Source organism: Streptomyces sp. NBC_00250 (assembly GCF_036192275.1).
GTDB lineage: Bacteria > Actinomycetota > Actinomycetes > Streptomycetales > Streptomycetaceae > Streptomyces.
In genome coordinates this window covers 3,925,917-3,948,904 of the sequence record NZ_CP108088.1, presented here as the reverse complement: position 1 = coordinate 3,948,904, position 22,988 = coordinate 3,925,917, and the positions used below count along the sequence as shown (strand labels likewise).

General features: G+C 71.1%; 19 protein-coding genes. 11 read left to right on the top strand and 8 right to left on the bottom strand.

The window, feature by feature from the left end:
- Positions 1-5 precede the first annotated feature (5 nt).
- A complete protein-coding gene (locus tag OG259_RS17685; RefSeq protein WP_328943131.1) occupies positions 6-1,511 on the bottom strand; it encodes a peptide MFS transporter in 1,506 nt (501 codons plus the stop codon).
- A 209-nt stretch (positions 1,512-1,720) separates the two neighbouring features.
- Between OG259_RS17685 and OG259_RS17680 the strand changes: the two genes are divergently transcribed.
- Positions 1,721-2,731 carry a polyprenyl synthetase family protein gene (locus OG259_RS17680; RefSeq protein WP_266895253.1) on the top strand — a complete coding sequence of 337 codons (1,011 nt, stop codon included), beginning with the start codon at positions 1,721-1,723 and terminating at the stop codon, positions 2,729-2,731.
- 183 nt (positions 2,732-2,914) lie between these two features.
- Complete coding sequence (locus OG259_RS17675; RefSeq protein WP_328943130.1) at positions 2,915-4,117, top strand: LolA family protein; 1,203 nt, start codon at positions 2,915-2,917, stop codon at positions 4,115-4,117.
- 82 nt (positions 4,118-4,199) lie between these two features.
- On the opposite strand, the gene OG259_RS17670 is transcribed toward OG259_RS17675, so the two are convergent.
- Positions 4,200-5,510, bottom strand: a complete 1,311-nt coding sequence (locus OG259_RS17670; RefSeq protein ID WP_328943129.1) for a M28 family metallopeptidase — start codon at positions 5,508-5,510, stop codon at positions 4,200-4,202.
- A 277-nt stretch (positions 5,511-5,787) separates the two neighbouring features.
- On the opposite strand from OG259_RS17670, the gene OG259_RS17665 reads away from it, so the two are divergent.
- The 4 genes from OG259_RS17665 to OG259_RS17650 all read left to right on the top strand — a co-directional run bounded on the left by OG259_RS17665 (position 5,788) and on the right by OG259_RS17650 (position 10,246).
- Complete coding sequence (locus OG259_RS17665; protein WP_328943128.1) at positions 5,788-6,894, top strand: hypothetical protein; 1,107 nt, start codon at positions 5,788-5,790, stop codon at positions 6,892-6,894.
- 611 nt (positions 6,895-7,505) lie between these two features.
- Positions 7,506-8,057 carry a GNAT family N-acetyltransferase gene (locus OG259_RS17660; protein WP_328943127.1) on the top strand — a complete coding sequence of 184 codons (552 nt, stop codon included), beginning with the start codon at positions 7,506-7,508 and terminating at the stop codon, positions 8,055-8,057.
- A gap of 729 nt (positions 8,058-8,786) precedes the next feature.
- On the top strand, positions 8,787-9,404 hold the full coding sequence (locus OG259_RS17655; RefSeq protein WP_328943126.1) for a GNAT family N-acetyltransferase: 618 nt from the start codon (positions 8,787-8,789) through the stop codon (positions 9,402-9,404).
- Between the two features lie 188 nt (positions 9,405-9,592).
- Positions 9,593-10,246 carry an NADPH-dependent F420 reductase gene (locus OG259_RS17650; RefSeq protein ID WP_328943125.1) on the top strand — a complete coding sequence of 218 codons (654 nt, stop codon included), beginning with the start codon at positions 9,593-9,595 and terminating at the stop codon, positions 10,244-10,246.
- Here the strand turns inward: OG259_RS17650 and OG259_RS17645 are convergent.
- Together OG259_RS17645 and OG259_RS17640 are read right to left on the bottom strand one after the other, a co-directional pair.
- Positions 10,189-10,857 (bottom strand): DUF4291 domain-containing protein, encoded by a 669-nt coding sequence (locus tag OG259_RS17645; protein ID WP_328943124.1) that lies wholly within the window; start codon positions 10,855-10,857, stop codon positions 10,189-10,191. The two genes, OG259_RS17650 and OG259_RS17645, sit on opposite strands and share 58 nt — an antisense overlap.
- A 183-nt stretch (positions 10,858-11,040) precedes the next feature.
- Positions 11,041-11,481 (bottom strand): winged helix-turn-helix transcriptional regulator, encoded by a 441-nt coding sequence (locus tag OG259_RS17640; protein ID WP_328943123.1) that lies wholly within the window; start codon positions 11,479-11,481, stop codon positions 11,041-11,043.
- A 134-nt stretch (positions 11,482-11,615) separates the two neighbouring features.
- Here OG259_RS17640 and OG259_RS17635 point away from each other — a divergent pair, with 134 nt between their 5' ends.
- Positions 11,616-11,933 (top strand): DUF6401 family natural product biosynthesis protein, encoded by a 318-nt coding sequence (locus OG259_RS17635; RefSeq protein WP_328943122.1) that lies wholly within the window; start codon positions 11,616-11,618, stop codon positions 11,931-11,933.
- Positions 11,934-11,943: 10 nt separating this feature from the next.
- Here the strand turns inward: OG259_RS17635 and rarD are convergent, their stop codons facing one another.
- Both rarD and OG259_RS17625 read right to left on the bottom strand, forming a co-directional pair.
- Positions 11,944-12,984, bottom strand: coding sequence for an EamA family transporter RarD (rarD, locus tag OG259_RS17630; protein WP_328943121.1), 1,041 nt, complete (start codon positions 12,982-12,984; stop codon positions 11,944-11,946).
- A 133-nt stretch (positions 12,985-13,117) separates the two neighbouring features.
- A complete protein-coding gene (locus OG259_RS17625; RefSeq protein WP_328943120.1) occupies positions 13,118-13,993 on the bottom strand; it encodes an SDR family oxidoreductase in 876 nt (291 codons plus the stop codon).
- A 107-nt stretch (positions 13,994-14,100) separates the two neighbouring features.
- Here OG259_RS17625 and OG259_RS17620 point away from each other — a divergent pair, with 107 nt between their 5' ends.
- The 4 genes from OG259_RS17620 to OG259_RS17605 all read left to right on the top strand — a co-directional run bounded on the left by OG259_RS17620 (position 14,101) and on the right by OG259_RS17605 (position 19,820).
- On the top strand, positions 14,101-14,502 hold the full coding sequence (locus tag OG259_RS17620; protein WP_328943119.1) for a winged helix-turn-helix transcriptional regulator: 402 nt from the start codon (positions 14,101-14,103) through the stop codon (positions 14,500-14,502).
- 85 nt (positions 14,503-14,587) lie between these two features.
- The gene (locus tag OG259_RS17615) at positions 14,588-15,391 is read left to right on the top strand and encodes a hypothetical protein (protein WP_328943118.1); all 804 of its coding nucleotides are present in this window, start codon (positions 14,588-14,590) and stop codon (positions 15,389-15,391) included.
- 5 nt (positions 15,392-15,396) lie between these two features.
- Entirely contained in the window at positions 15,397-17,634 is a 2,238-nt protein-coding gene (locus tag OG259_RS17610; RefSeq protein WP_328947111.1) for a bifunctional serine/threonine-protein kinase/ABC transporter substrate-binding protein, read from the top strand.
- A 2-nt stretch (positions 17,635-17,636) separates the two neighbouring features.
- Entirely contained in the window at positions 17,637-19,820 is a 2,184-nt protein-coding gene (locus OG259_RS17605) for a bifunctional serine/threonine-protein kinase/ABC transporter substrate-binding protein (RefSeq protein WP_443052132.1), read from the top strand.
- A gap of 15 nt (positions 19,821-19,835) precedes the next feature.
- On the opposite strand, the gene OG259_RS17600 is transcribed toward OG259_RS17605, so the two are convergent.
- On the bottom strand, positions 19,836-20,888 hold the full coding sequence (locus tag OG259_RS17600; RefSeq protein WP_328943116.1) for a 2-oxoacid:ferredoxin oxidoreductase subunit beta: 1,053 nt from the start codon (positions 20,886-20,888) through the stop codon (positions 19,836-19,838).
- Positions 20,881-22,812 (bottom strand): 2-oxoacid:acceptor oxidoreductase subunit alpha, encoded by a 1,932-nt coding sequence (locus OG259_RS17595; protein WP_328943115.1) that lies wholly within the window; start codon positions 22,810-22,812, stop codon positions 20,881-20,883. Before OG259_RS17595 ends, OG259_RS17600 begins: the two co-directional genes overlap by 8 nt.
- Between the last annotated feature and the right edge of the window lie 176 nt (positions 22,813-22,988).

The following is a 22,988-nucleotide window of genomic DNA, read 5'->3' as shown; positions in this document are numbered from 1 at the left end:
CTGCCTCAGTGGACGGGGTGCATGGTGCGGCGCAGCCAGGGCGCCAGGGCGATCACGACGAGGCCGACGGCGACGGCCACGGCGCCGTTCACGCCGAAGTAGACGGGCTTGGAGACGTCGTCGTAGAGCTTCACGGTCTGGGCCTGGATGCCGTTGGCGAGTGCCAGGGACAGGAACCAGAGCGACATGGTCTGGCTGGCGAAGGCCTTCGGGGCGAGCTTGCTGGTGGCGGACATCCCGGAGGTCTCCAGGAGTACGTCGCCGAGGCCGAGCAGCAGGTACGAGCCGACGATCCACCAGGCGGCCATCTGGTACGTGTCGTCGGCGTGCCCGGAGGTCGGCAGGACCATCAGCAGGAACGACAGACCGCCGAGGATCACCCCGAAGGCGATCTTGTTGGAGACGTGCGGCTGCCTGGGCCCCATCCGGGCCCAGACGGCGGCCACGACGGGCGCCAGGGCCACCTCGAAGGCGCCGAGGGCGGAGGCGTACCAGCTCGCGGGGAAGTCGAAGCCGAGGATGGTCGTACGGGCGTTGGTGGATGCCAGCAGGATCATCGTCGAGTACGCCTGGAAGAGGATGAAGTTGAAGACGACCGAGGCCAGGAACAGCACGACGTACGGCTTGAGGCGGCCGCGCTCCTCGGCCGTGACCCGGGGGCTGGTGAACATCACCCAGAAGTAGACGACCGGCGCGATCACCGAGATCACGGTCAGCACGTCCACGAACCGGTCCATGGTCAGCCAGCCGGCGAGCGCGAGGCCCGTGGCGACGACGGCCACGACGACCGCGCCGCCGATCATCAGCCGGACCGCCCGCCGCATGGCCTCGGGGGCGAGCGCGAACTCGGCGGAGTGCTTGCGCCCGGCCAGGTGACGGCGGCCCGCGACGTACTGGATCAGGCCGAGCGTCATGCCGAGCGCGGCGGCCGAGAAGCCCCAGTGGTAGCCCTTGTGGTCGGCGAGCCAGCCGGTGATCAGCGGGCCCGCGAAGGCTCCGATGTTGATCGCCATGTAGTAGAGCGCGAAACCGGCGTCCCGGCGGTCGTCGTCCGTGCGGTACAGCTTGCCGACCATGGTGGCCACGTTCGGCTTGAGCAGTCCGGTGCCCGCGCTGATCAGGCCGAGGCCGACCCAGGTCATGGCGGCCGTCGGCACGGCCATCGCGTAGTGCCCGCAGGCGATCAGGATGCCGCCCCAGAGGACCGCGCGGTACGAGCCGAGGACGCGGTCGGCGAGCCAGCCGCCGGCCACCGAGACCAGGTAGACGAGGGTGCCGTAGGCCGCGGAGACCGAGGCGGCGGTGCCCGACGCCATGCCGAGTCCGCCGTCGGAGACGGCCGCGGCGAAGTAGAGGACGAGGATCGCCTGCATGCCGAGGAACGAGAACCGCTCCCAGACCTCCAGGCCGGAGAGCGTCAGCAGACCCCGTGGATGCCCGAGGAAGGCGTGGTCGTCCTCGGGGGGAGGCTGCTCGCCGTTCGTATCGGTGTCGATCGTTGTTCGGGACAAAAGGCCCACTCCTGGTCGTATCAGCTGATCCCGAACATACCGGGGGTGACGGGAAGGCGCCCACGGTGATCGAAAGGTGACCGGATACGCTGGCTTGAGTGAATCGAGCGACACATCGACAATCCATGTGATCGTCAGCGTGAACCTCAGCAAACGTGTGACCGATTCGTGGGAACGTCAGCAGGCGTCAGCAGACAGGAGACCCCCTCGTGACCGTCGTCGGGCCGTTCGGTCTTAGCGTGCGGGACCAGGCTCTTGAGGCCGATGTCCAGACCGGGTTGGCGGCAGTGGAGGCGGGCCTCCTGGACGCCACCAAGAGCGATGTCCCCTTCATCACCGAGGCCGCTCAGCACCTCGTCCTGGCCGGCGGCAAGCGGTTCCGCCCCCTGCTCGTGATGCTCGCCGCCCAGTTCGGCGACCCCTACGCGCCCGGCGTCGTGCCCTCCGCCGTCGTCGTCGAGCTCACCCACCTGGCCACGCTGTACCACGACGACGTCATGGACGAGGCCGACGTCCGGCGCGGCGTCGACAGCGCCAACACCCGCTGGGGCAACTCGATCGCCGTCCTCACGGGTGACTTCCTCTTCGCCCGCGCCTCGCACACGCTCGCGGACCTCGGTCCCGAGGCCGTACGCATCCAGTCCGAAGCGTTCGAACGCCTCGTCACCGGCCAGATCCTGGAGACCGCCGGTCCCAGCGACGGCCGCGACCCCGTCGACCACTACCTCGACGTCCTCGGCGGCAAGACCGGCTCGCTCGTCGCCGTCTCCTGCCGCTTCGGCTCCATGATGTCCGGCGCCGACGAGAGCATCGTCGACACCCTCACCCAGTACGGCGAGCGGCTCGGCGTCGCCTTCCAGCTCGCCGACGACGTCCTCGACATCGCCTCCGACTCCCACGAGTCCGGCAAGACCCCCGGCACCGACCTGCGCGAGGGCATCCCGACCCTGCCCGTCCTGCACCTGCGGGCCGCGGCCGCCGCCCACGGACGCCCCGAGGACCTGGAGCTCGTCGAGCTCGTCGACGGCGACCTGAGCGACGACACCCGGCACGCCGAGGTCCTGCGCCGGCTGCGCGCCCACCCGGCCCTGGAGCAGGCCCGACGGGACACCGTGCGGTACGCGGAGGAGGCGCGGGCCATGCTGGCCCCGCTGCCGGACGGCTACGCGAAGGCGGCGCTGGCGGAGATGTGCGACGCGGTGGTCCACCGGGCCGGCTGACGCCCCCCCGTCCGCCGCGGGCCCGCCCGGGTCCCCCGTACGGGCCTGCGGTCTCAGGGTCGGGTCATCCAGAAGCAGTACGTGAGGTTGATCCCCCGGGCTGACGCTTCCGCCCTCCCCCTTTGGTGAGATGGAGACATCGACCAAAGAGGGCCCGCTAAGGGCACGGAGGTAGGGGAGACCATGGCAGAGACCCGTAAGGCGAGCCGGTTCATCGTCCCGGTCGCGGTGGCAGGAGTGGCCGCGGCGACCATCGGACTGGTCCCGGCGCTGGCGGCGTCCGGCGACCCCGATCTGCCGGAGATCACCGCCCAGCAGCTCATCGAGAAGATCGCCGCCTCGGACACCCAGACCCTGTCCGGCACGTTCAAGATCTCCACCGACCTGGGACTGCCCCTCGGCGGCCTGACCTCCGCCCTCGGCGGCATCGGCGGCGGGCCCTCCACGGCGGACCCCTCGGCGAAGCTCACGGAGCTCGTCTCCGGCAGCCACACCCTGCGGGTCGCGGCGGACGGCCCCGAGCGCCAGAAGCTGACGCTGCTCGACGGCTCCGACGAGTACAGCCTGATCCACAACGGCGACGACGTCTGGGCGTACGACAGCAAGTCCAACGAGGTCTTCCACGAGAAGGCCCCGGCGGGCGCCGACGCCCCGGGCGCGCACGAGGTCCCGAAGGGCAAGGAGCTCCCGGGCACGCCCAAGCAGCTCGCGGACGAGGTCCTGAAGGCCGCGGGCGACACCACGTCGATCACCGTCGACGGTACGGCGAAGGTGGCCGGCCGGGACGCGTACCAGCTGGTGATCAAGCCGAAGCAGGCCGGTTCGACGGTCGAGTCGGTGAAGATCGCGGTGGACGCGGCGAGCGGCACCCCGCTGAAGTTCACCCTCTCCTCGGTCGAGGGCGGCAAGCCCGTCGTCGACGCGGGCTTCACGAAGGTCGACTTCTCGAAGCCGGCGGCCTCCGACTTCACCTTCAAGGCGCCGGAGGGCGCGAAGGTGACCGAGGGCGCGGCGGAGAAGGCGGCGGGCGAGAAGGCGGCCGGCGAGAAGGGTGACCCCTTCGAAGGCCAGCTGCCGGAGGGCCTTGAGGGCGTGTTCGGCGACTTCGGTGCCGGATCCGGCGAGGGTGGCATGAACGTCATCGGCGAGGGCTGGACGGCGATCGCGAAGATCGACAGCGGCGCGCCGGCGCCCAAGACCGACGAAGCGCCGAAGGAGTTCCAGGGGCTCCTGGACTCCCTCGGCGACAAGGTCACCGGCAAGTTCGGCTCGGGCACCGTCTTCAAGACGAAGATCGTGAACGCGCTCCTCACCGACGACGGCAAGGTCTACGTCGGAGCGGTGACGAAGGACGCGCTGGTGGACGCGGCGAACTCCGGTAAGTAGCACGCAGGCCGGGTAGTTGGGACCCCGGGCGGGTCGGGGGCGATGTTCACCGACCCGCCCGGGCGTTCTGTTGCCTGCCCGGCTACGGGAACGTCAGCTTGAAGCCGCTGATGTAACCCGTGTCGATCGAGGCCTTGTCCTGGACGCGGAGCTTCCAGGCACCGTTGGCGACCTCGGAGGAGGCGTTCACGGTGAAGGTCTGGACGATGTTGTCGGCGCTGCCGCCGGACCGGTTGGACAGGCTGTAGACCGAGCCGTCGGGGGCGACGAGGTCGACGACGAGGTCACCGCGGTAGGTGTGGACGATGTCCACGCCGACGGCGAGGTTGCTGGGCGCGTTGCCCGTGACGCCGGTGACGTTGACCGTCGAGGTCACCGCGGCGCCGTTGTCCGGGATGGACACGTCGGCGGTGTTCTCGAAGACCGTGCCGGTGGGCGGCGTGGTCGTGCCGGAGGACAGCGTCCAGATCGCGTGCGCGATCGCGTCGCTGTTGCGGTCGAGGGCGGTGTCGTTGATGTTCGCCGTCGTGTCGCAGGACGAGTGGTAGCAGCGGTCGAAGGACTGACCGGAGGTGCCGCCCCACTTCTGCGCCTGCGCCGCCGTCTTGACGTAGTCGGCGCCGGTGAAGAGACCGCCGACCGGGATGCCCACGTTCTTGAACGGGGCGTGGTCGGAGCGGCCGTCGCCCTCGGTCTCGATCTCGGTGGCGATGCCCAGACCCGCGAAGTAGTCCTTGAAGGTCTTCTCGATGGTCGGGTCGTCGTCGTAGACGAAGTAGCCCGGGTTGGGCGAGCCGATCATGTCGAAGTTCAGGTAGCCCTTGACCTTCGCGCGCTCGGCGGTCGGCAGGTTGTTGACGTAGTACTTCGAGCCGATCAGCCCGAGCTCCTCAGCACCCCACCAGCCGAAACGCAGGTGCTTGGAGGGCTGGTAGCCGGAGCGGGCCACGGCGAGGGCGGTCTCCAGGACCGCCGCGGAGCCGGAGCCGTTGTCGTTGATGCCCGGACCCGAGGTGACCGAGTCGAGGTGCGAGCCGGCCATCAGGACCTGGTTCGGGTCACCGCCCGGCCAGTCGGCTATCAGGTTGTAGCCGGTCGCGCCGCTGGAGGTGAACGTCTGGAGGGTGGTGGTGTAGCCGGCGGCGTCCAGCTTGGCCTTCACGAAGTCGATCGACGCCTTGTAGCCGGTACGGCCATGGGCGCGGTTGCCACCGTTGGCGGTGGCGATCGACTGCAGGTCCGTCAAGTGCTGCTTGACGTTGGCGAGCGGGATGTCGGGCGCGGCGGCAGCCGCGGCCGGGCTGGCCGTGGCGGAGGTGCCGGTGAGACCGGCGAGCGCGAGCGCCGCGAGGGCGGCGACCGCGGTGACACGTCTGGGCACGGAGATGTTCATCTGTGGGGGCTCCGGATTCCGAACGGGGATGGGACGGAACGTGCGAGACGCCTCGGGCTTGGGTGCCACGAGGCGTTGGAGCTGTGCGAGTGCGTGCGCGGTGTTCAGTTGTTCAGGTGATCTGATGTTCAGATGTTCTGTTGTGCGTGCTGAATGTTCAGTGAGATTTTGACTCCGCGTCAAGAGCGGAAACCGGTCAGGTACGTTCGCTCACCGAACACGCACTTCCGTCCCGCCCGACGGCCGTCGGTCCGACCCCTGACCTACGCTGCTGCCCGTGAGCGGAATAGACCTTGGAAACGGAATCGTCGGCGCCATCCTGGGAGTCGTCTTCGCGACGCTGTTCCAACAGTGGACGCAGGACCTGTGGTTCAAGGTCAGGCGCCGGTCGGCCGGGGTCGTCCGCAGCCTCACCTATCGGCAGGAACAGGGCCGCGCCTGGGGCACGTTCTCCCTGGGCCCGCTCCACACCTCCGCTCTCATCGTCGAGGGGGACGGTGACCGGGCCATCGCCGCCGAGTCCGTCCACGTACAAGTCCTTGACGGGGAAGTGGAGTTGCCGGAGGAAATGGCGAACTGGCGGGCCGAGATCGAGGCCGAGGAGGTCAGGGCCGACGAGGCGGGCGAACGCCGCCCCATCTGGAACGGGCCCCGGTACGCCGTCGAATCCGTCGACATCTCCCGTACGGCCCTCGACGAGCAGTCCGAGGTGCACCTGAGGCTCAGGCCCACCGACTACTACACCTTCCTCGCCGCACAGCAGCTCGACCGACGTCTCCCGGACGGCACCACACCGCGGGGCCGGTACCTCGACCCGGACGCGCCGCTCACGTCACCGGCGTTCCTCCAGTGCAGCTTCGCGGCGAACATCGCCGTCGTCACCGCGGACCACCTGCTCGTCGTGAGCCGACGCAGTGAGCGCGTCCGCATGGCGCCCGGCCTCTGGAACTCCTCCGTCAACGAGGGACTGTCCCGCCACATCGACTCTGCCGGACGCAACGCCCCCGACGTGCACGCCATGGCGCGGAGGGGGATGCGCGAGGAACTGGCGCTGGAACCGCACGAGTACACGCTGGCGCTCCTCGCGTTCGTCCTCGACGTCGAGAAGCGCCACTGGAGCGCGCACTTCTACGCCCGCCTCGCCGACCTCACCGGCGACGGCCTGAGCGCCCGGATGAGCCGGGGGGTCGCGGACCGATGGGAGCACGACACGATCGAGTACGTGCCCTTCCGCACCGCGGACGTGACCCGCCACCTCCTTTCCCCGGAACGCCGCCACCGCTGGGCCCCGCTGGCTCCGTCGCTCTTCCACCTGGCCCTGGTCCACGCCCACGGGCGGGCATCGGTGGAGCGCGGCGAGGCGCAGGCGGTGCGGAGGATGTAGGGGGTTGGTCGGGTTTGTTGGGTGTCTGGGGTGGGCCGGGTTTGTCGGGTGTCGGGGTGGGCCGGGTTTCTTGGTGTCTGGGGTGGACGTTCCTGGAGGGTGCGGGTGCGGCCGCCCTCTTTCCGAGTGTGGCGGCCTCCACCACCGCGTCAAGGGCAAGTCGGCTTCGCCGATGGGCTGCGCCCACCCTTGACCCGGCGGTGGAGGCCGCCTTTTCACACTCGGAGGGCGGCCGGGGGGCGAGGCCTACGCAGAGCCCCGGGCAGTGTCCGGGGTTTGCGTGCGTCTGACGGCCGGTGGGTGGGGGCTCGGTTCGCGGCGGGGCTGGGTGGGTGCCCTTCCGGTCGGTCGGGGGTGCGCTGCCGTGCGATGGGGCGGTCGGGCTTGGCTCAGCGGCCGACGGCAGGCCGTGGTGGGGCTTCAAGCCCCGCTGGTCGCTCCCGGTGGGTGGGAGGAGTGGAAACCCTGCATTTCTCCGAGCCGAGGACCCCGATGTGGCCCCTGAAAGGGGGTGAATCGGGCTCCACTACCCGAGTTACTGCAGGAAACCTCCCTGCTGCACCGCCGTAATGCGATGGACAGCCGTCCAGCGCTGAGCGAGCATCTCCGCGATGAACAACGAACTTCTCTCCATCCCCAAGCGCATCCGCTTCGTCGAGCTCAGCGAGAAGACGCTGCGCGCGCTCGCCGATGGTGACCTGGCCGGCGGCAGCGCCGAGGCCGGGGTCGCCCTCGATGAGTACTTCGTCAGCGACCGGTCGCGCTACATCTTCGGCTACCGCGCCGACCAGATCGCCAAGGACCCGTCCGCCGCGCCCTGGATCGCGCGGGCCGCAGTGTCCGAGCCGGACGGGACCGTCGTCGGCGACGCGGGGTTCCACGGACCGCCGAGCGAGGCCGGGGTGCTTGAGGTCGGATACACCGTCGCGGTCGCGTACCGCCGCCAGGGCTATGCCCGGGCCATGCTGAGGGAGCTGCTCGTCAGGGCCGCCGGTGAACCCGGTGTCAGGACCGTGCGGGCCACCATCAAGTCCGACAACAAGGCCTCCCTGGCCACCATCGCCGGCTTCGGTTTCACGCGCGTCGGCGAGAAGGGCAACGAGCAGGACGGATTCGAGTTCGTCTTCGAGGTCCCGGCAGACGCCATTCAGACCGTGGCATGAGAAACACCTTGCCGACTCGATGAGTTGACCTTCCGATCGGGGCCTGTGCGGCCCGTCGCTCCCCTGGCCGCCCTTGCTTGGTGGGTGGTTGGGGGCACCGCGAAGAGGTTTCCTGCAGTAACTCGGGCAGTGGAAGCCGATTCACCCCCTTTGGGTACCCTTCCGAGTCCTGTTGCTCGGAGAAATGCAGGGTTTCCACTCCTCCCACCCGCCGGGAGCGACCAGCGGGGCCTGAAGCCCCGCCCCGAACCGGCCGTCGGCCGCCAAGCCGAGCCCGACTGCCCCATCGCACGGCAGCGCACCCCAGGCCGGGGGGAAGGGTGCCCACCCACCCCCGCCGCGAACCAAGCCCCCACCCACCGGCCGGCACACGCCCTCCCGCCCCGGATACTGCCCGGGGCCCGGCGGTGACCCCGCCCCCCGGACCGCCCTCCGAGAGGTCTTTCGCTCCTGGAGGTGGTGGGTCAAGGGTGGCCGAAGGCCATCGCGCAGCGACGCGACCGCAGGGAGCGCCCTTGACGCACCGCCGGAAGGAGCGACTCTCGGAAAGAGGGCGGTCCCACCAGAAGCCCACGAACCCGGCCCACCCCTCGCGCCAACGCACGCCAATACGCGCCAGCACACGCCAACGCGCCCCTCGCAAGGGCGTGATGGCCGAGATCGTACGGAACCCGGAGTCGTCGCCCGGAACCGCCCCCGCCGATCGATGAAGATCATCAAGCGTGCAGAATGACCCGTATGCCTACCTCGAACACACCGAAAACGGCAATACTCGACGACGCTCCGATGGTCAGCCGCACCCTGGCCCGTGCCTTCGGCGACGACCCGATGATGCGCTGGTTCTTCCCGGACGACGCTTCGCGCGAGGCCGGCCTCGGCCGGTACTTCACCACCCTCTTCACCCGGCAGTACGGCCTCCACGGCGTGTGCGAGCGCACCGACGCCGCCGCCGCCTTCTGGGTGGCGCCGGAGGGCCAGGACAAGGCCGTCCCCGACGCCGAGACCGTTCAGGAGCTCCAGGAGATCCTCGGAGACCGGGCCGGTCTGTTCCGCGAGGCCGTCGAGGCCGCGGCCGCGCACACGCCGCCGGAGCCTCACTGGTACCTCGCGGTGATCGGCGCCGACCCGGCCGCCCGGGGCCAGGGGCACGGGTCCGCGCTGCTGCGCTCGGGCCTCGCCCAGGCCGACGCGGCGGGCATGCCCGTCTACCTGGAGTCCTCCAAGCCGGACAACCTCCCCGTGTACGAGCACTTCGGCTTCGTCGTGCTCGGTGAGGCGAGCCTGCCGGGCGGCGGCCCGACCCTGTGGGCGATGCGGCGCGCGCCCCGGGACGTGTCCGGCACCTGACGGCATCCCGTCAGGGAGGGACGACGGGACAGCTTCCCCTCAGGGACGACGGGACGGCGGCGGGACGCGATGAAACGGCGGCCGCGTGCGGTTCGGCGTAGGGTCGGCCTCCCGGGCCGCCGTCCCCTTCCGAGGGGCGAGTCGGTCTGCGTCAGGGCCGCCGTCTCCCTTCCGAAGGAGCGCACGTCATGAAGATCGCCGTACTCGGCACCGGCGATGTCGGCCGCCGGCTCGCCACCAAGCTCGCCTCCCTCGGGCACCAGGTCGCGATGGGTTCCCGTACCGCCGACAACGTCGAGGCCGTGAAGTGGGCCGATGAGCACGGCGGCGGTCACGGCACCTTCGCGGACGCCGCCGCCTCCGCCGAACTCGTCGTGAACGCGACCGGCGGTCTCGTCTCCCTCGCCGTCCTGGAGTCCGTGGGCGCGGACAGGCTGCGCGGCAAGGTCGTCCTCGACGTCTCCAACGCGCTCGACTTCTCCGAGGGCTTCCCGCCCAAGGTCGTCACGCCGGACGGCGGCAGCGTCGCCGAGCAGTTGCAGAAGGCGTTCCCGGAGGCGCGGCTCGTCAAGACGCTCAACACCATGACCAACACCGTCATGGTCGAGCCCGGCCGCGTCCCGGGACACCACAACGTGTTCCTCAGCGGCGACGACGAGGACGCCAAGGCCGTCGTCGCGGAGCTGCTCGGCTCCTTCGGCTGGGCCGCCGACCGGATCATCGACCTCGGCGACCTGACGAGCGCCCGCGCGACGGAGCAGCTCGTCCAGCTGTGGCTGCGGCTCTACGGGGTGCTCGGCACCGGCGACTTCAACTTCTCGGTGGTCACCGCACCGTCCTGAACGCGCAGGCGGTCGAGCAGGCCCGCCACCTCCGGATACGGCTCCTCGCGGGGCAGCAGCGGGCGGGCGGCGTTGAGGTCGCCCGCCCGGACGAGGTCGCGGACCCGGTGTGCGAGCGGGGTCACGTCGGTGACGGACACCGTCCACTCGTCCGCGTACCGGCGCGAGGCCTCGCCCGAGAGTCCGAGCTGGAGCGAGCGGTACGGGAGCGCCCGCAGCCGCAGGTCCCGCTCGGGGTCCCACTGCACCCGCGCCGGCGCCTCCCGCAGCTGGTGCTTCCAGGCGGCCTGATCGGGATGGAACCCGCGTTCGTAGTGGGAGAGGCAGGCGTTCCGCAGGGCCCATTCGAAGCCCTCGCGGTCGATCTCCACGGCGAGGACGGTCTCCTGGCCGTCCTTCGTCCCCCAGCCCGAGCGGTACATCATCCACAGGAACGACGGCTTGATCCACGTCATCCGGTCCCGCTTCCACACGGCCGGAAAACGCCCCTCCCGGGCCGTCGGCAGACCTATCTCGGGCGGGTAGGCCTGGTAGACGGTGACCGTGCGGTCGGTGTGGAGCGCGCGGATCCGGTACTTCGGCTCGTCATTGGCCGACTTCGGTTCTTCCATGGATCCCAGGGTGGGCGTAGTCCACGGGGAGGGCCACCGGTTATCCGCGCGGTCTCCGTCGTCTCCGCGCCGCCGGAACGGTCACTGGGCCGCCGGAACCGTCTCCGCGTCGCCGGAACGGCCTCCCTCGAACCTGCCTCAGGACACCGTCGCCGGAACGGTCTCCCCGTCCCTGGAACCGCCTCAGGACACCGTCGCCGCCTCCTTCGCGTCGTACTCCTCCCGTGCCGCCGCGATCTCGTTCTGGTGCTGCTCGGTCCAGGTCACGAGGGAGCGGATGGTGGTGTGCAACGTACGACCCAGGGGGGTCAGTTCGTAGTCGACGCGGGGCGGGATCACCGGGTGGACGGTGCGCTTCACGAGGCCGTCGCGCTCCAGCTGGCGCAGGGTCACGGTCAGCATGCGCTGGCTGACGCCGTCGATCTCGCGCTTGAGTTCCGTGAAGCGCAGGACCCGGCGGTCGAGGAGGGCGATGACGAGGAGGGACCACTTGTCGGCGACCCGGTCGAGGATCTGCCGTACCTCGCAGTCCTCCCGGGTGTCCCACTGGAAGGGGTCGAGATGCCCGTCGCTTCCGTAGGTTCCTTCGCAGTGGCTGGGTGACTTCGAAGTGCCTTCTTCCATGACAACCCATGCTCCCGCAGGATGCCCGTGGTTACAAGACGGAACCTACCCCCGGGTCGGTAACCAGCCGCATGGGTCGGGCCTGCGACCAAGCTCACGGCCTGAATGACGCGTTACGCACCTAATGTGGAGGGATGAACGATTCGCCCGGCTGCCCGCTGATCGACGTCGCCGCCACGTACATGCCCCGGCTCTCGGAGATGACGTCCGAGCCGGGGCTTGCGGCTGCCGTCGACCAGCACGCCGCCGCCGTGCGCGACGCCCTGATCCCGGCCCAGCGGGGGCCTGGGGGCCGTACCGTCCGGCGCGACGAGCTCGCCGACTACGTCCTCGGGTTCACCGACTGGCTGACCGGGGTCGACTGGACCGAGCCCGCGGGCCACGACTTCGCGACCCTGCGTCTGACGGCGGTCTGCTGGCTGATCCGGGAGCACGACCTCCTGGAGGCGTGACCGCCCGCCGTCAGAGCGCTTGCCGGGCCGGTGCCGGCTCCGGCTTCTGCGCGGGTCCCGTCAGCGAGGCCTCGGCAGCAGTGGCCGTGGGCGTGACGGCAGCGGTGGCGGTATCGGCGCCGGCCGCCGCCTCCGCCGTCGACTTCGCCGCCTCCATCGCCGCCCTGCTCCGGCGGGCCGTGCGCAGGGCGTCCCAGGTGAGGATCGTCAGGGCCAGCCAGACGAGGGAGAAGCCCGCCCAGCGCTCCGGCGGCATCTCCTCGTGGAAGTAGAGGATCCCGAGCAGGAACTGGAAGGTCGGCGCCAGGTACTGGAGGAGGCCGAGCGTCGACAGCGGTACGCGGATCGCGGCCGCGCCGAAGCAGACGAGCGGGACCGCCGTGACGATGCCGGTGGCGGCGAGCAGGGTCGTGTGACCCGCTCCGTGGGAGCCGAAGGCGAGGGTGCCCTGGCTGCCGAGCCAGACGAGGTAGCCGAGGGCCGGCAGGAACTGGACGGCGGTCTCCGCGGCGAGCGACTCCAGGCCGCCGATGTTGACCTTCTTCTTCACCAGGCCGTAGACGGCGAAGGAGAAGGCGAGGGCCAGGGAGATCCAGGGCGGCTGCCCGTATCCGATGGCCAGGACGAGGACGGCGGCGAAGCCGACACCGACCGCGGCCCACTGCGCCGGGCGCAGTCGTTCCTGGAGGACGAGGACGCCGAGGGCGATGGTGACGAGCGGGTTGATGAAGTAGCCGAGGGAGGCCTCGACGACGTGGCCCGTGTTGACGGACCAGATGTAGAGGCCCCAGTTCACCGTGATGACGGCGGCGGCGACGGTGATCAGGCCGAGCTTGCGGGGGCTGCGGACGAGTTCGCGCACCCAGCCCCAGCGGCGCACCGCGAGCAGGGCGATGCCGACGAAGACCAGGGACCACACCATCCGGTGGGCGAGGATCTCGATCGACCCGGCGGGCTTGAGGAGCGGCCAGAAGAGCGGGACCAGACCCCACATGCCGTAGGCGCCGATCCCGTAGAGCAATCCTGCTCGTTCCTCGTTATCCGTCTTCACCGGACCTCCCGCCCTGTGCCGCGCTGTCCTGTCGAAGGTAGCGCCGCACCGGGCGGGTTGTCATGCCCGTACCGCAATACGGTCATGACCATGGGGAGGGGCGGGACGGAGGGGCGGGGTGGAGGGGTGTTCGTCAGGAGGCGTCGAGCGCTTCCTGGATCGTCACGGCGATCGGGGTGGTCGGGCGGCCGATCAGGCGGGCCAGGTCGCCGGTCTGCAGGGCGAGCGCGCCGTGCTCGACGGCCCGGTCGACGTCGACCAGGATCTCGGCGAAGACCTCGGGCACCCCGGCGCCGGTGAGGATCGCGAGGTGCGCCTCGGCGGGCACGTTGCTGTACGTGATCTCCTGGCCGGACCGGGCGGCGACCTCGGCGGCGTACTCGGCGAGGGACCAGGCGGTGTCGCCGCTCAGCTCGTACGCCTTGTTCAGGTGCTCCTCGGCGGGGCCGGTCAGGACGGCGGCCGCGGCGGCGGCGTAGTCGGCGCGGGCGGCGGAGGCGATCCGGCCCTCGCCGGCGTTCGCGACGACGGTGCCGTGGGCGAGGACCGGGGCGAGGTTCGCGGTGTAGTTCTCGGTGTACCAGCCGTTACGGAGGAAGGTGTACGGCAGTCCCGAGTCGAGGATCAGCCGCTCGGTCACCTTGTGCTCGGCGGCCAGGTCGAAGTCGGCCCCGTCCCCGCCGAGGACGCCGGTGTACGCGAGCTGGGCGACGCCCGCGGCCTTGGCCGCGTCGATCACGGCGGTGTGCTGGGCGACGCGCTGCCCGACCTCGTTGCCCGAGATGAGCAGCACCCGGTCGCCGGCCTCGAAGGCCTCGGCCAGGGTCTCCGGCTTGCTGTAGTCCGCGATCCGCAGCTCCACGCCGCGCTCCGCGAGGTCGGCCGCCTTCTCCTTGTCGCGGACGACGACGGCGACGGACTCGGCGGGGACGGCGGACCCGCCGGTGAGGAGGGCGTCGACGACGAGACGGCCGAGCTGTCCGGTGGCTCCGGTGACGACGATGCTCATGGTGCTTCCTTCTTCCGGTGGGAGGCGCGGGGTGCGCCGGGCGATGCACTCACCGTACGGCGGGCGCTAACCTTTCGTAAGTACCCACTTTGAAGTAAGGTACTGGTATGGGAGTAAGTGAGAAGGTGCCGCGCGACCTGCCGCAGGCCGTCGTGGCGGACGCCAAGTGTCCGGAGCGCCGCGTCCTGGAGCACGTCACCAGCCGCTGGGGCGTCCTCATCCTGATCGCCCTGCGGGAGCGCTCGTACCGCTTCAGTGAGCTGCGCCGCGCGGTCGGCGGCGTCAGCGAGAAGATGCTCACGCAGACCCTCCAGACCCTGGAGCGCGACGGCTTCGTCCACCGCGACGCCAAGCCCGTCATCCCGCCCCGCGTCGACTACAGCCTCACCGGACTCGGCGAGGAGGCCGCCCGCCAGGTCTGGGAGCTCGCCCGGTGGACCGCGAGCAGCCTCGACGAGGTGGAGCGGGCGCGTGTGCGTTACGACACCGTGCGAGAAGCGTCCCAATGACGTTGTAGCCCCGCCCAGTTGATCCGCGGAGCCGTACGATCTCCTTCGCCGACCGGGGGATCGTGTGAGCGACCGTGGGGGAATCGTGAGGGACACGTACGGAAGAGCGCTGCGCACCGGTGCCGCGGTGGCGGCGGGCATGGCACTCCTGGCGGCCTGTTCGCCGGGAGACGGCGGGGGCGACGGGAGACCGCCCCGAAGAACACCGAGCACCAGCGCGTCCGGGACCCCGTCCCCGACACCGAGCGGACCGGGCGCCACCCTGGACCCGAAGAAGGCCCCCCGCACCGCGGCCGACGCGAAGCGGCTGGCACTCGCCGTCGTGGCCGGGCCGGACGCCTGGGGGCCCGAGTACGTCAAGCGCAGCCCGTTCCTCAGCGCCCCCGGCTCCTGGCCGGTCCTAGACGCGAACTGCACCTGGGACGCGGGCAGCCTGCCGGGCTCCGTCCTCTACAGCGTCACCTCCTACAGCGAGATCCCGGCCGCGGGCGGCAAGGGAGTCCTGCGCGTCGCCGCCACCGTCACCATCCACCGCACCGAGTCCGACGCCGACTGGGAGATGGCCGAGACCCTGGAGGAGGCGCTGCGCTGCCCCGACCAGCGGCCGCGCGAGGGCGAACGCATCAGCGGCCTCACGTCGGTCAGCCCCCTTTACGACGACCAGTCCACCACGGACGACCTCATCGTCGAGCGCGGCTCGTACCTCAACGACGCCTTCAAGAAACCGCAGTTCTACAACTGGTTCCAGACCCGCATCGGGCAGGTCAGCTTCGCCACCGTCATCAAGGGAGCCCCCGGCTACACCGAGGCGAAGATCACCGACGCCCAGGTCCGGGCCAACGTCATCATGCAGGACCGCGTCAAGAAGCAGTGGGGAGCCCACTCGTGAGCCCGATGGCCCAGCCCGGCCCCCAGCCCGGCGCCCTCCAGGCGCTCCTGCCCTCCGACCCTTCGTCGATCGCCGGCTACCGACTCCTGGGCCGCCTCGGCGCCGGCGGCATGGGCGTCGTCTACCTCGGCCGTACCGACAGCGGCGAGCTCGCCGCCGTCAAGGTCACCCACGCCGACCAGGCCGACCAGGCCGACTTCCGGGCCCGCTTCCGCCGCGAGGTCGAGGCCGCCCGCCGGGTCGTCAGCCCCTGGGCGGTCCCCGTGACCGGCGCCGATCCCGACGCCCCCGAGCCGTGGATGGCCACCGCCTTCGTGCCGGGCCCGTCCCTCGGCGAGGCCGTTCTCGCCCACGGGCCGCTGCCCGAGCGGAGCGTACGGATCCTCGGCGGTGCCGTCGCCCGCGCGCTCGCCGCCGTCCACGCGGCCGGGATCGTCCACCGCGACGTGAAGCCCGGCAACATCCTGCTCGCCGTCGACGGCCCCCGGCTCATCGACTTCGGCATCGCCCGCGCGACCGGGGAGACCGGGCTGACCTCGGTCGACATGGTCGTCGGCACGCCCGGCTTCCTCGCCCCCGAGCAGGCCGAGGCCCGCGCCGCCGAGATCGGCCCCGCCTCCGACGTCTTCGCCCTCGGCTGCCTGCTCGCTTTCGCGACCACCGGCCGCCCGCCGTTCGGCACGGGCGCCCTGGACGCCCTCCTCTACCGGACCGTGCACGACGAGCCCGACCTCGCCGGCGTACCGGAGCCGCTGCTCGACCTCGTACGGCAGTGCCTCGCCAAGGAACCGGCCGCGCGCCCCACCGCCGAGGAGATCGCCGCCCGGCTCACCGAGGACACCCCGGGCGCCCCCTCCGACTGGCTGCCCGCACCCGTCGTCACCACCATCGCCACCCGCTCGACGGCCATGCTGGCGCTTCCCGACATCGACCCGACCGCGCACGGCACGGACGCCGCCGCCCCGGCCGGGCCCAGCAGGCGCGGCTTCCTGCTGCTCGGCGCCGGTGCCGCCGTGCTCGCGGCGGGCGGCGGCGCGTACGCCCTGTGGAACTCCGGGCGGGACGACACCGACGGGAAGCACCCCGCGCCCAAGCCCCGGAACACCTGGGCCATCGGCGTCCTCGCCGACCTCTCCGGGCCCGCCCGGGAGATCGGCCGGGCCCAGGAGCGCGGCGCCCGGCTCGCCGTCGAACGGTTCAACGCCGTGCACAAGGGCAAGCCCTTCACCCTCGAACTCAAGGTCTCCGACGACCGCGGGGAGGTCGCCGGCGCCCTCGCCGCCGCCCGTCGGCTCACCTCCGACCCCTCCGTGATGGCCGTCCTCGGCCCCACCTCCGACGCCACCGGCGTCGCCGCGCTGCCCGCCTTCGAGGAGGCCGGCATGCCGCTCCTCACCACCTCGGCGGGCTACAACCTCTTCACCCTGCGCGACGACGCCCGCTCTTCGCGGAACACGACCGTCCTCCGTGCCGTCCCGAACCACATCCTGGCGGGCACCTACCTCGCCTGGTCCGCCACGCTGCTGCCGCAGATCCGGCGCCCGGGAGTCCTCCAGGAACGCACCGACGACCAGTACGGCTGGCAGTGCACCGCCGGCGCCCGCTTCGGATTCAGATACGCCGGCATCGAGCCGCACTTCCGGGTGGTCCCGGCCCGGGCCACCGACTACCGCCGGATCATCGGCGAGATGATCGACGCCGGCATCGACGCGTACGTCCACTGCGGTGTCCGCTCCACGGCCGTGCTCGCCGCCCGCGCCCTGACGCAACTCGGCTTCACCGGGCCCAGGTTCGCCGGCCAGCACGTCTTCGGGTCGGAATTCCTGAAGGAGGCCGGGAGCTCCGCCGAGGGCTGGTACGTCTGCGCGCCCGTCATCGACCCCGTCCAGCGGGCCGCCGACACCAAGCAGAAAGCGGCCGATCGCAAGCCCACCCAGGACTTCCTCGACGCCTACCGCAAGCGCTACGGCACCACCCCCGCCTTCTACACCGGCGAGTCCTTCGACGTGGTCAACCTGGTCACGTCCTGGCTCTCCTCGAACGCCGCCAAGGGCCCGCTCACCCGCAAGGGCCTGTGGGAGGCGCTGCGCAAGCAGGAGTACACCGGGGCCATGGGCGGTTACGCGTTCAGCGACAACGGCGAGCTCAGAGGTATGGGCACCTTCCTCTACGGCGTGCAGGACGGGGCCTACAAGTACCTCGGTCCCGCGCCCGCGGAACCCAACAAGCCCAAGAAGGCGTGAGCGTGCAGCCACTCAAGAAGGCCGATCCCTCCTCGATCGCCGGCTACCGGCTGCTCGGGCGGCTCGGCGCCGGCGGCATGGGCGTGGTCTACCTCGCCCGTTCCGCCGGCGGGGCGCTCGCCGCGCTCAAGCTCATCCGCGCCGAGCACGCCGCCGACCCCGGCTTCCGGGAGCGGTTCCGCCGCGAGGCGCGGGCCGCCGAGCGGATCACCGGCCGCTGGGTCGTCCGCGTCCTCGGCGCCGATCCGGAGGCCCGGGAGCCGTGGCTCGCGACCGAGTACGTGCCCGGGCCCTCGCTCGCCGAGGCCGTCGCCCTGCACGGCGCCCTGCCCGAGCCGACCGTGCGGGCGCTCGGCGCGCGACTCGCCGACGCCCTCGCCGACATGCACACGGCCGGGCTCGTCCACCGGGACGTCAAGCCCGGGAACGTGCTGCTCGCCCTCGACGGGCCCCGGCTGATCGACTTCGGCATCGCCAGGACCGCCGGGGCGACCGCGCTCACGGCCACCGACGCCATGATCGGCACCCCCGGCTTCCTCGCCCCCGAGCAGGCCCGCGCCCTGGGTGCCGGCGAGGTCGGACCGGCCAGCGACGTCTTCTCGCTCGGCTGCGTCCTCGCGTACGCGCTGACCGGACGCCGCCCCTTCGGTACGGGCGGGGTCGCCTCGGTCGTCTACCGCACCGTCCACGAGGAGCCCGACCTCGACGGCCTGCCCGGGCCGCTGCTGCCCCTGGTCGAGGCCTGTCTCGCCAAGGACGCCGCCGACCGGCCGAGCACCGCCGAGGTACGGGACGCCCTCGGCCCGCACGAGGGCCCTGCGGCGGGCGACTGGCTGCCGACCGGTCTGCCCGCCCTGATCGCCCAGCGCTCGTCGCGGGTCCTGGACCTGCCGGTCGCCGATCCGACCGTCCTCAACCCCGGCGAGAAGCAGGGGACTTCGCGGCGCCGCTTGCTCGTGCTCGGAGCGGCCGGGGCCGTCGCGGGCACGGGCGGCCTCACCGCCTGGCTGCTCGGCCGCGACCCGGGCACCGGAACGGGCGGCGGCACCGGCGGCGGTACGGGGGCGCCGAAGGCGGCGTACACGCTCGGTGTCCTCACCGACCTCAGCGGCCCCGGCAAGGCGGACGGGCGCGCCCAGGAACGAGGACTGCGCCTCGCCGCGGAGACCTTCAACGCCCGCGCGGACCGGCCCTTCGACCTGATCCTCAAGGTGACGGACGACGGGGGAGCCCCCGAGCGGGCCGCCGCCGGGGCCCGCACCCTCCTCCAGGACCCGGCCCTGGTCGCCGTCCTCGGCCTGACGACCACCGAGACGGCCGTCCGGGCGGCGGACGCGCTCGTCGATTCCAGGGTGCCGGTGCTGAGCGTGGTGCCGTCGGTCGCGGACGGGGTGATCCGGGGCCAGACGCCGACCCGCACCTACTTCGAAGTGCGGCCCTACCCCGACGTGATGTCGGCGCCCTTCGGCCGCTACCTCACCGAGCACGGTCTGGGCCGCACCGCCGTCATCGAGGACCGGGCGGCCGGCACCTACAGCTGGCTCGCCGCCCGGAACCTGAAGGACTCGCCTCCCGCCGGCGGCACGGTCACCGTGCACCGGGTCGCGGCGGACAGCGAGGATTTCGGCCCGGCGGTCCGGGCCGCGCTCGCCACCTCCCCGACGGGCGTGATGTACCTGGGGAAGTCGCCGCGCCGGGCCGCCCTGTGCGCCAAGGCGCTGCTGCGGCAGGGATACGAGGGCCCGCGCGGAAGCGTCGAGCCCGCGCTCCAGCCGGAGTTCCTCGCCGTGGCGGGTCCGGCGGCCGAGGGCTGGTATTTCGGGGCGGGCTACACCGACCCCGACACGGTCCCGGCCGCGAAGGAGTTCGCGGCCGCGTACCGCAGGCGCTGGCGGCTCGCGGTCACGGATCCGGTCGACCGGTTCGCGGTGGAGTCGTACGACGCCCTGTACTGGACGGTGCAGGCGCTGCGTACCGCCGTCAAGAGGAACGCGAAGTACCCGGGCGCGGCGATGTCGTACGCGTTCATGAAGGAACACAAGGTGTACCGGGGGGTGGCGAGGTCCTATTACTCCAGGGCCAGCGAGAACTCGACGACCGTCCTGCAAGGACTGACCCTCTGGCAGATCACGTCCGGAAAGCCCCGCTGCCTCGGCCCGTACACCGAGGCAGCGAAGCGCGACTGACCGCGCGGACGGGCGTCAGCCGACGACCGTCCAGGTGTCGTTGCCCGCGAGGAGCTGGCCCAGGTCGCCCTTGCCGTGCTGCTCCACCGCCGTCTCCAGCTGCTCCGCCATCAGCGTGTCGTAGACGGGCCGGTCCACCGACCGGAACACCCCGATGGGGGTCTGGTGGAGGGTGTCCGGGTCGGCCAGGCGCGACAGCGCGAACGCCGTCGTCGGGGTGGCGGCGTGGGCGTCGTGGATCAGGATCCGCGACTCGTTCTCCGGGGTCACGGTGACGACCTGGAGGTCGCCGGTGGCCGGGTCGTGGACGACGCCCTTCTCGTTCTCGGCGCCGAAGCGGATCGGCTGCCCGTGTTCGAGGCGGATGACCGCTTCCTTGGCCTGGTCCTTGTCCTTGAGGACCTCGAAGGCGCCGTCGTTGAAGATGTTGCAGTTCTGGTAGATCTCGACGAGCGCCGTGCCGTTGTGGTCGGCGGCCTGGCGCAGCACCTCGGTGAGGTGCTTGCGGTCGGAGTCGACCGTACGGGCCACGAAGGAGGCCTCCGCGCCGAGTGCGAGGGACACCGGGTTGAAGGGTGCGTCGAGCGAGCCCATCGGCGTCGACTTGGTGATCTTGCCGACCTCGGATGTGGGCGAGTACTGGCCCTTGGTCAGCCCGTAGATCCGGTTGTTGAAGAGCAGGATCTTGAGGTTGACGTTGCGCCGGAGCGCGTGGATGAGGTGGTTGCCGCCGATGGAGAGCGCGTCGCCGTCGCCCGTGACGACCCAGACGGACAGGTCGCGGCGGGAGGTGGCGAGGCCGGTGGCGATGGCCGGGGCGCGGCCGTGGATGGAGTGCATCCCGTAGGTGTTCATGTAGTACGGGAAGCGGGAGGAGCAGCCGATGCCCGAGACGAAGACGATGTTCTCCTTCGCCAGACCGAGCTCGGGCATGAAGCCCTGGACGGCGGCCAGGACCGCGTAATCACCGCAGCCGGGGCACCACCGGACCTCCTGGTCGGACTTGAAGTCCTTCATCGTCTGCTGGGCCTCGGCCTTGGGCACCAGGTGGAGGAGGGGCTCAGGCATCGATGGCCTCCTTGAGAACGGCGGCGAGCTGCTCGGCCTTGAACGGCATCCCGTTGACCTGCGTGTGGCTGCGGGCGTCGACGAGGTACTTCGCCCGGACGAGCATGGAGAGCTGGCCGAGGTTCATCTCCGGGACGACGACCTTCTCGTACCGCTTCAGGACCTCGCCGAGGTTCCTCGGGAAGGGGTTGAGGTGGCGCAGATGGGCCTGGGCGATGTGGCCGTCCTCGCGGCGGATGCGGCGGACGGCGGCGGTGATCGGCCCGTAGGTGGAGCCCCAGCCGAGAACCAGGGTGCGGGCGCCGTCCGGGTCGTCGACCTCGATGTCGGGGACGTCGATGCCGTCGATCTTGGCCTGCCGGGTGCGGACCATGAACTCGTGGTTGGCGGGGTCGTACGAGATGTTGCCGGTGCCGTCCTGCTTCTCGATGCCGCCGATGCGGTGTTCGAGACCGGGGGTGCCGGGGACGGCCCACGGGCGGGCGAGGGTCTCCGGGTCGCGCTTGTACGGCCAGAAGACCTCGGTGCCGTCGGCCAGTTCGTGGTTCGGGCCGGTGGCGAACTGCGTCCGCAGGTCGGGGAGCTCGTCGACGTCCGGGATGCGCCAGGGCTCGGAGCCGTTGGCGAGGTAGCCGTCGGAGAGCAGGAAGACGGGCGTCCGGTACGTGAGGGCGATCCGGGCCGCCTCGATCGCCGCGTCGAAGCAGTCGGCGGGCGTCTTCGGGGCGACGACCGGGACCGGCGCCTCGCCGTTGCGGCCGTACATGGCCTGGAGGAGGTCGGCCTGCTCGGTCTTGGTGGGCAGACCGGTGGACGGGCCGCCGCGCTGGATGTCGACGATCAGGAGCGGCAGCTCCAGGGAGACCGCGAGACCGATCGTCTCCGACTTGAGCGCCACACCCGGGCCGCTGGTCGTCGTGACGGCGAGCGAGCCGCCGAAGGCCGCGCCGAGCGCGGCGCCGATGCCGGCGATCTCGTCCTCGGCCTGGAAGGTCCGCACACCGAAGTTCTTGTGCTTGCTCAGCTCGTGGAGGATGTCCGAGGCCGGGGTGATCGGGTACGAGCCGAGGTAGAGCGGCAGGTCGGCCTGGCGGGAGGCGGCGACGAGGCCGTACGAGAGGGCCAGGTTCCCCGAGATGTTCCGGTAGGTGCCGGTGGGGAAGGCCCGGGTCGCGGGGGCGATCTCGTAGGAGACGGCGAAGTCCTCGGTGGTCTCGCCGAAGTTCCAGCCGGCCCGGAAGGCGACGATGTTGGCCTCGGCGATCTGCGGCTTCTTCGCGAACTTCTGCCGCAGGAAGGTCTCGGTGCCCTCGGTCGGCCGGTGGTACATCCAGGAGAGCAGCCCGAGCGCGAACATGTTCTTGGAGCGCTCGGCCTCCTTCCGGGAGAGGCCGAAGTCCTTGAGGGCCTCGACGGTCAGCGTGGTCAGCGGCACCGGGTGGACCCGGTAGGCGTCCAGCGAGCCGTCTTCGAGGGGCGAGGCCGCGTAGCCGACCTTGGCCATGGCGCGCTTGGCGAACTCGTCGGTGTTGACGATGATCTCGCCACCGCGCGGCACGTCCCCGATGTTGGCCTTGAGGGCGGCGGGGTTCATCGCGACCAGCACGTTCGGTGCGTCGCCCGGGGTCAGGATGTCGTGGTCGGCGAAGTGCAGCTGGAAGGACGAGACGCCCGGCAGGGTTCCGGCGGGTGCCCGGATCTCGGCCGGGAAGTTCGGCAGCGTGGAGAGGTCGTTCCCGAAGGACGCCGTCTCCGAGGTGAACCGGTCACCTGTCAGCTGCATACCGTCACCGGAGTCACCCGCGAAGCGGATGATCACCCGATCGAGACGGCGCACTTCCTTGTCGGTGTGGGGCTTCGCCGGGGCGCTGCGCTGCTCCCCGAGCAGGGCCTCACCGGCCTCGCTACTGACCTGGCTGGTCACTGAACTGGACCTCCCTCGCGGCAAGGGGACTCTCCGCCGGAGGCGGGAGAAGGCTCGGGGTGCGGTCGGCCGATCACCGTCCGTCCCCAGGCCCACCCTACGACGGTAGGGAGGGCCCTCCCGGGACTTCTCACATCATGGACCTCTTTTTGAGACGCCCTCTTGCCCTGAATCGT